Origin of the sequence: Streptomyces purpurogeneiscleroticus, assembly GCF_020024005.1 — a bacterium.
In the GTDB taxonomy this organism is placed as follows: Bacteria; Actinomycetota; Actinomycetes; order Streptomycetales; family Streptomycetaceae; genus Streptomyces; species Streptomyces purpurogeneiscleroticus.
On record NZ_NHSG01000276.1, the window covers coordinates 1 to 7286 of the forward strand.

The window sequence follows — 7286 nt, forward strand, 5'->3', positions numbered from 1 at the left end:
GCCGCCGCCGGACTGCGGGGGCAGCGCCCCGCACCCGGCGGCCTGCCGCTGGTCCGGCGGGCAGCTCCCGCCGTCCGCCGACGGCTCGGGCCGCGGCGCCGCGGTGCGGCCGGGCAGCGGCTCGGCCCGGCCGGGGTCGTCCTCGTCCGGCGCGTCCGAGGAGACCGTGTAGTCCGGCACGCTGCCCCGGCTCGGCGTCGGCTCGAAGCGCGTCCAGCCGATGCCTTCGAAGTACAGCTCGGGCCAGGCGTGCGCGTCCTTCAGACCGACCGAGTACGAGCCGTCGGCGCGCTTGCCGCCCGGCGTGAAGCCGACCGCCACCCGCGCCGGGATGCCGAGCGTGCGGGCCATCGCCGCCATCGAGAAGGAGAAGTGGACGCAGAAGCCCTCCTTCTGCTTCAGGAAGCGCGCGATCGCCTGCGTGCCGCTGCCCGCCCGGACCTCGGTGTTGTACGTGAAGCCGCCGTTCAGCGCGAACCAGTCCTGGAGCCGGACCGCCTTGCCGTACGCCGAGCGGGCGCCCCGCGTCACCTGCTGCGCCGTCCGCTGGACCACCGGGGGCAGCGAGTCCGGTACCCGGGTGTACTCGCGGCGCAGGGCGCGGCGCGGCGGCGGCGCCTCGGCGAGCTGCCGGGCCGTCGGGCGCACGATCAGGCTCTCGACCTGGTAACGGACCCCGCGGGTGTTCTGGCCCCGGTCGCCGACGAGGGTGCGGCCCTCGGGCTCGAAGCGCCAGCGGCCCGGGATGTCGACCCGGGACGCGGGGTAGGGCATCGGCAGCCAGTTCTGGGCGTACCACTTGGCGGTGGAGACCGAGGTGTTCACCGCGGTGGTGTCCACGTCGGGCGCGAGGCCCGGCGGATCGGGCAGCCGGTCCGGCACGTCCACGACCGTGCGCTGCGAGGGCTTCCAGGCCGCCCCGTCGAATTGGTCGAGCGCGACGATCCGCAGATACAGGTCGCGGGTGTCGGGGGTGGTCGTGCGGTAGTTCAGCACCTCCTGGTCCTCGGGCTGGTTGAGGCTGTTCTGCAGGGACACCAGAGGGTTCACCGCGGAGATCGTGCCGCCGTCGGCCCCGACGCGGCCGCGGGCGCTCATGTCCAGCAGCCCGCCGCCGAGCGTGGGCAGCGCGGCCGGGACGACCAGGGCGATGCCCAGAGCGAGCGCGCCGATCCGGCGGCCCGTGCGCACCGGGGCGGGCGGGGGCCCGCCGGCGGCGGCCAACCCGGTGCCCCCGGAGGCGTACGGACGGCCCTCCGTCGTCGGGCCGCCGCCGAACACCCGCCCCCACCGGGACAGCCGGTCCCGGCCCTCGGCGAGCAGCAGTAACAGATAGCCGGCTGCGGCCACCAGGAACCACAGCCAGCCCGCGCCGCCCTTGGAGAGCCCGGCGGCCACCGAGTACAGCGCGAGCAGCGGCAGGCCGGCGGGGGCCGCGCTGCGGTACGTCACCGCGAGCGCGTCCACGATCAGGCCGATCAGCAGCACGCCGCCGACCAGCAGCAGCCGGATGCCCGTGGTGACCGGGGCCGGGATCGCGTACCGGCCGACGTCGTCGGCGCCCTCCTGGAGGAGCTGGCCGAACTCCCGGAAGGCGTCGGGGCCCGGCAGCAGCCCGGCGACGGCCTGGCCGCGGGCGAACATCAGCGTGAGCAGCACGAGCCCGGTCAGGGCCTGTGCGGCGACGGTCAGGGGGCGGGCCAGCGGGACCCGGCGGGCCAGCGCGCCGACCGTGGTCACCAGCCCGAGCAGGACCGCCGCCTGGAACATCCAGCCGATCGGCTCCACCAGCGGCAGCAGCGCGCAGGCGGCGCCGAGCGTCGCCACCAGCGCGCACACCGCGAGCCGCGCCCGGCCGCTCATCGCTCCGCCCCCGCGCGTCCGGAGGCGGTGCCGCCGGGCGGCACCCCGCCGCGCGCGGCCGTCCGCCGGGTGCGCGCGGTGTCGGCGAGCCGCCACATGTCGGGCAGGGTGTCCTGGGGCCGCACCGCGAGGGCGGTCCAGCCGGCGTCGTCGAGCAGCCGCAGGCGGTCGGCCAGGGGGAGCGGGGCGGGCGCCGCACCGGACTGCGGGGGCGCCGCGGTACCGCTCCAGGCGTCGCCGTCCAGGACGAAGGCGACGGCGGAGCCGCTGCGCCGGCGCATCCGGGCCGCCAGCGCGGCCTGCTCCTCGTCCAGCTCGCCGAAGAACGCCACCAGCAGGCCTTCGTTGCCCCCGCGCAGGACGTAGTGCGCCCGGGACAGTCCGGGCTCCTCCGAGTGGTCGACGACGGCCAGCGTGTCCAGGAGCAGCCCCGCCGCGTCCGCCGAGGCGCCGCCACCGGAGAAGCCGCCGGCGCCGTCCGGGCCCGGCACGCAGCTGCCGGTGTCGGTCAGCAGGCGTACCGAGAAGCCGCGCTCCAGAAGATGCAGGGCGACGGACGCGGCACCGGCGACTGCCCATTCGAACGGGGAGTCGGGCCCCGAGCCCTGGTATGCCGCGCTCCGGGTGTCCAGCAGGATCGTGCAGCGGGCCTGCTGGGGCTGCTCCTCGCGGCGGACCATCAGCTCGCCGTAGCGCGCGGTGGAGCGCCAGTGCACCCGGCGCAGGTCGTCGCCGTGGCGGTACCCGCGCGGCAGCACGTCGTCGTCGCCGGCCAGCGCGAGGGCCCGGTGGCGCCCGTCGCCGTACCCCGACGCCTCGCCGACCAGCCGGACCGGGGGCAGCGGCTCGACCCGGGGGACCACCGTCAGGGTGTCGTGCGTGCTGAAGGAGCGGGTCAGCTCGCACATGCCGAACGGGTCGGACAGGCGCAGCTGCAGCGGCCCGAGGGGGTAACGGCCGCGCAGGTCCGAGCGGACGCGGTAGGACACGTCGCGGCGGCCGCCCGCCTCGATCCGGTCCAGGACGAAGCGCGGTCGCGGTCCGAGGACGTACGGCACGCGGTCCTGGAGCATCAGCACGCCGGTGGGCAGCCGCGAGACGTTCTCGACGCGCAGCCGGACCCGGGTCTCGGCCGCGGCGGACACCCGTGCGGGGGAGAGGCTGCGGCTGCCCGCGACCCGATAGCGGGTGCGGTACAGCACGGCCACGCACACGAGGGGGAGCGAGGCCAGCAGCAGCCCGACCCGGAGCAGATCGGCCTGGCCCAGGACGTACGAACACACCGCGGCGGCGATGCCGGCCGCCAGGAAGGACCGCCCGCGCGTCGTCAGCCCGCCGAGCGCGGCCCGCAGCCCGCCGGCCTCCGGCAGCCCAGCGGCCGGAAAACCGCAGCTGCCCGGCGCCCCGGACTCGCCGTACTCCCTGCCGGTCGCCTCCGGTACCTCGGTGTCCCCGCCCCCGCCCCGCATCAGTAGCTCCGGGAGGCCGGCGGCCACTGCGCCGAGGGATCGGGGACCGGGGTGTGGTGCAGGATCTCCAGGACCACCTGCTCGGCCGAGCGGCGGTTCAGCTGGGCCTGGGCCGTGGTCAGCAGGCGGTGCGCGAGGACCGCGCCGGCCAGCGACTGCAGGTCGTCCGGGAGGACGTACTCCCGGCCGCCGAGCGCCGCCGCGGCCTTGGCGGCCCGCAGCAGATGGAGCGTCGCGCGCGGGGAGGCGCCGAGCCGGAGATCGGGGTGGTTGCGCGTGGCGGCGACCAGCTCGACGGCGTATCTGCGCACCGGGTCGGCGACGTGGACCGTGCGCACCGCCTCGACCAGCTTCACGATCTCGTGGGCGTGCGCGACCGGCTGGATGTCGTCCAGCGGCGACGTGCCGCCGTGCACGTCCAGCATCTGCAGCTCGGCCTCGGCACTCGGATAGCCGATCGAGACCCGCGCCATGAAGCGGTCGCGCTGGGCCTCGGGGAGGGGGTACGTGCCCTCCATCTCCAGGGGATTCTGGGTGGCGACCACCATGAAGGGGCTCGGCAGCGCATACGTCTGCCCGTCCATGGTGACCTGGCGCTCCTCCATCGACTCCAGGAGCGCGGACTGGGTCTTGGGGGAGGCGCGGTTGATCTCGTCGCCGATGACGATCTGGGCGAAGATCGCGCCCGGCTTGAACTCGAAGTCGCGCTGCCGCTGGTCGAAGATGCTCACGCCCGTGATGTCCGAGGGCAGCAGGTCGGGAGTGAACTGGATCCGCCGCACCGAGCAGTCGACCGACCGGGCGAGTGCCTTGGCGAGCATGGTCTTGCCGACGCCCGGCACGTCCTCGATGAGGAGGTGGCCCTCGGCGAGCAGCACGGTCAGCGCCAGGCGTACGACCTCGGGCTTGCCCTCGATCACGCCCTCCACCGACCGGCGGACGCGCTCGGCTGTGGCGGTCAGATCGCTGAGGCTCGCTCGCTCGTCATAGGTCGTCACCCGGCCCTCCTCGGCCCTGCCCCGCGCTCACGGAAAGCGGAGGTTCCCCATTTCGGGGCCGACGCCTCTTTTCCGGTCCGGCCCACCCCGATAGCGCGCCGCCCCCGGCCGGGCCGGAAACAACGTCACGTACGCATTCTTGCCGCCCGCGCGGCTTCGCGTCATGGGCTGTGGATAACTCGGAAGGGTGCGCACCGGTCACCTGGAGGGGCGGCGGCCGGAAAGAACGTTCGCCGGCACGTCGTCGACGTGCCGGCGAACAGGGGAGCTCGTAAGGGCTTCGGCGTCAGTTCTGCGGGTCCACCTCGCGGAGCAGACCGGTCGTCACATCGAAGACGAAGCCGCGGATGTCCTCCGTGTGGAGCAGGAACGGTGACGTACGGAGGCGCTGCACCGACTGGCGTACATCGACCTCCACGTCCTTGAAGGACTCCACGGCCCAGCCCGGACGCTGGCCGACCTCGTCGGCGAGCTCCTGGCGGAAGTCCTCGGTCAGGGTCTCCATACCGCAGCCCGTGTGGTGGATGACCACCACGGAACGGGTGCCCAGCGCGCGCTGGCTGATGGTCAGGGAACGGATGACGTCGTCGGTGATCACACCGCCGGCGTTGCGGAGGGTGTGGAGGTCACCCACCTTCAGGCCCAGCGCCTCGGGAAGGTTCAGCCGGGCGTCCATGCAGGTCACAACGGTGACCTTGTGGGCAGGACGGGCACTCAGGCCAGGGTCCTTGAACTCGTTGGCATACCGGGCATTGGCCTCGACGATGTGGTCGATGACGGAACCGCCCGAAGCGGCTGCGTTGTCATCGGACGGGGACGTTGCCTGCGACGCGGATATCGACATAGCCATAAAAGTAATCGCTGTGGCGTCCGAGCACCGCTTGTGAGGACGGGCATAGCGGGTCAACGGGCCTGCCTGTGAGGTAACCCACAGGAACGGGAGCCGTTCCCCCGCACGGGTGAAATCAATGATCGACAACGCCCGGGAGGGCGTGGCCCGGAGGCGTCCGGCGGCCGCGCGAGGACGCGCGCCACCAGTTGGTTGACCGAAGGAATGAGTGGACTAAAGTGACGCGAAGTGGGAGGCGTGAGACTCTCCTTGGATCCCGAATCCCGCGCGCGGGGAACCGCACGTGCGGTTCGGTCTCCTCCCGCTCCACCGGCCATCCGACGTCACTTCCCCGTCGGCGGACGGCCGCTTCCCCTTCAAAGCGGGCGGGGACCAAACAGTACGTGCGGCCTCCGTCGGCCAACGGCAGGTGGGCACCTTCCCCGAGGGGGCGGTATCCGCCGCCCTCCTCATCGGAAGGCGCATGAGCAGCAGTAATACCCGCCACGTCCCCGTCATGCTCCAGCGCTGTCTGGACATGCTCGCCCCGGCGCTCGCCGAGCCCGGTGCGGTCGTCGTCGACTGCACGCTCGGTCTGGGGGGACACAGCGAGGCGCTGCTGTCGACGTTCCCCGCCGCGCGCCTGATCGGCCTGGACCGCGACCCCTCCGCCCTGAAGCTCGCGGGGGAGCGCCTGGCGCCCTACGGGGACCGCGCGACCCTCGTGCACGCCGTGTACGACGAGCTGGCGGACGTCCTGGAGCGGCTGTCCGTGCCGCGCGTCCAGGGGATCCTGTTCGACCTGGGCGTCTCCTCGATGCAGCTGGACGAGGCCGACCGCGGCTTCGCGTACGCCCAGGACGCCCCGCTGGACATGCGGATGGACCAGACGACCGGGATGAGCGCGGCCGAGGTCCTCAACAGCTACGCGCCGGGCGAGCTCGTACGGATCCTGCGGGCCTACGGCGAGGAGAAGCAGGCCAAGCGGATCGTCTCGGCGATCGTGCGGGAGCGCGAGAAGGAGCCGTTCACGAACAGCGCGCGGCTGGTCGAGCTCATCCGGGACGCGCTGCCGCAGGCGGCCAAGCGCACGGGCGGCAACCCCGCGAAGCGCACGTTCCAGGCGCTGCGCATCGAGGTCAACGGCGAGCTGTCGGTCCTCGAACGCGCCGTGCCGAACGCCGTGCAGGCGCTGGCCGTCGGCGGCCGGATCGCCGTCCTCTCGTACCACTCGCTCGAAGACCGGCTGGTCAAGCAGGTGTTCGCGGCGGGCGCCGCCAACACGGCACCGCCCGGGCTGCCGGTCGTACCGGAGCAGTACCAGCCGCGTCTGAAGCTGCTCACCCGTGGCGCCGAGCTGCCCACGGAGGCGGAGATCGCGGAGAACCGCAGGGCGGCGCCCGCTCGGCTGCGCGGCGCCGAACGCATCCGGGAGGACAACGCGTGACGGGCTCCGGGCGGCTTCGCGGTACAGGGGGCGGGCGGCTGGCCGCCCTGGTCCCCTCCGGTACGAGCACGGCGGCGCGCACGCCGTTCGTGCTGCTGGTCGTGGTGCTGCTCGGATCCGGCCTGATCACGCTGCTGCTGCTGAACTCCGCGCTCAACCAGGGCTCCTTCGAGCTGAGCAGGCTGGAGAAGCAGACCACGGAACTGACGGACGAACAGCAGGCGCTCCAGCAGGACGTGGACGGTTACTCGGCGCCCGGCTCCCTGGAGAAGCGGGCCCGCGGCCTCGGCATGGTGCCCGGCGGCAACCCGGCCTTCCTGGGCCCGGACGGCACGGTGCGCGGCGCGCCCAGCGAGGCCACGGGACAGCCCGTGGTGATGCAGGCGCCGCGGAGCCGCCCGCCGGCCCTCTCCGGGACGCGCACGCCGTCCGGCAGCCCGTCCGGCAGCCCGCGCGGCACCGCCTCCCCGCAGCCCTCCCCGACGGCCGACGGCGAGTGACCTCGTGACGCACGACGCCGCGCTCGCGGACGCATCGCCCGCAGACCGGACGGAGACGGAGGGGGAACAGTGAGCGAACCGAGGGACCCCAAGGACCCCGAGAACCGGCGCGACCCGAGGGCGCGGCGCGGCCCCGCCCGCCCGGGCACCCCCGGGCGCCGCGTGCCGCGCCCCTCCCAG

The 7286-nt window shown here is 73.9% G+C and carries 6 protein-coding genes; 2 read left to right on the top strand and 4 right to left on the bottom strand.

What is annotated here, in order from left to right; all coding sequences use genetic code 11:
• The 4 genes from CCS38_RS17805 to CCS38_RS17820 all read right to left on the bottom strand — a co-directional run.
• A partial coding sequence (locus CCS38_RS17805) for a transglutaminase TgpA family protein (RefSeq protein ID WP_223734276.1) occupies nucleotides 1-1863 on the bottom strand: 1863 nt, incomplete at its 3' end.
• Nucleotides 1860-3332: a DUF58 domain-containing protein gene (locus CCS38_RS17810; RefSeq protein ID WP_223734277.1), complete on the bottom strand. Its 1473-nt coding sequence runs from the start codon at nucleotides 3330-3332 to the stop codon at nucleotides 1860-1862. The genes CCS38_RS17810 and CCS38_RS17805, both read right to left, overlap by 4 nt.
• Nucleotides 3332-4330, bottom strand: a complete 999-nt coding sequence (locus CCS38_RS17815; protein WP_223734278.1) for an AAA family ATPase — start codon at nucleotides 4328-4330, stop codon at nucleotides 3332-3334. The genes CCS38_RS17810 and CCS38_RS17815 overlap by 1 nt, the downstream gene beginning before the upstream one ends.
• Nucleotides 4331-4616: 286 nt before the next feature.
• Nucleotides 4617-5174 (bottom strand): beta-class carbonic anhydrase, encoded by a 558-nt coding sequence (locus CCS38_RS17820; RefSeq protein WP_223734279.1) that lies wholly within the window; start codon nucleotides 5172-5174, stop codon nucleotides 4617-4619.
• Nucleotides 5175-5643: 469 nt separating this feature from the next.
• Between CCS38_RS17820 and rsmH the strand changes: the two genes are divergently transcribed.
• Entirely contained in the window at nucleotides 5644-6606 is a 963-nt protein-coding gene (rsmH, locus tag CCS38_RS17825) for a 16S rRNA (cytosine(1402)-N(4))-methyltransferase RsmH (protein ID WP_223734280.1), read from the top strand.
• Nucleotides 6603-7106 carry a cell division protein FtsL gene (gene ftsL / locus CCS38_RS17830; protein WP_223734281.1) on the top strand — a complete coding sequence of 168 codons (504 nt, stop codon included), beginning with the start codon at nucleotides 6603-6605 and terminating at the stop codon, nucleotides 7104-7106. Before rsmH ends, ftsL begins: the two co-directional genes overlap by 4 nt.
• The last annotated feature ends 180 nt before the right edge of the window (nucleotides 7107-7286 follow it).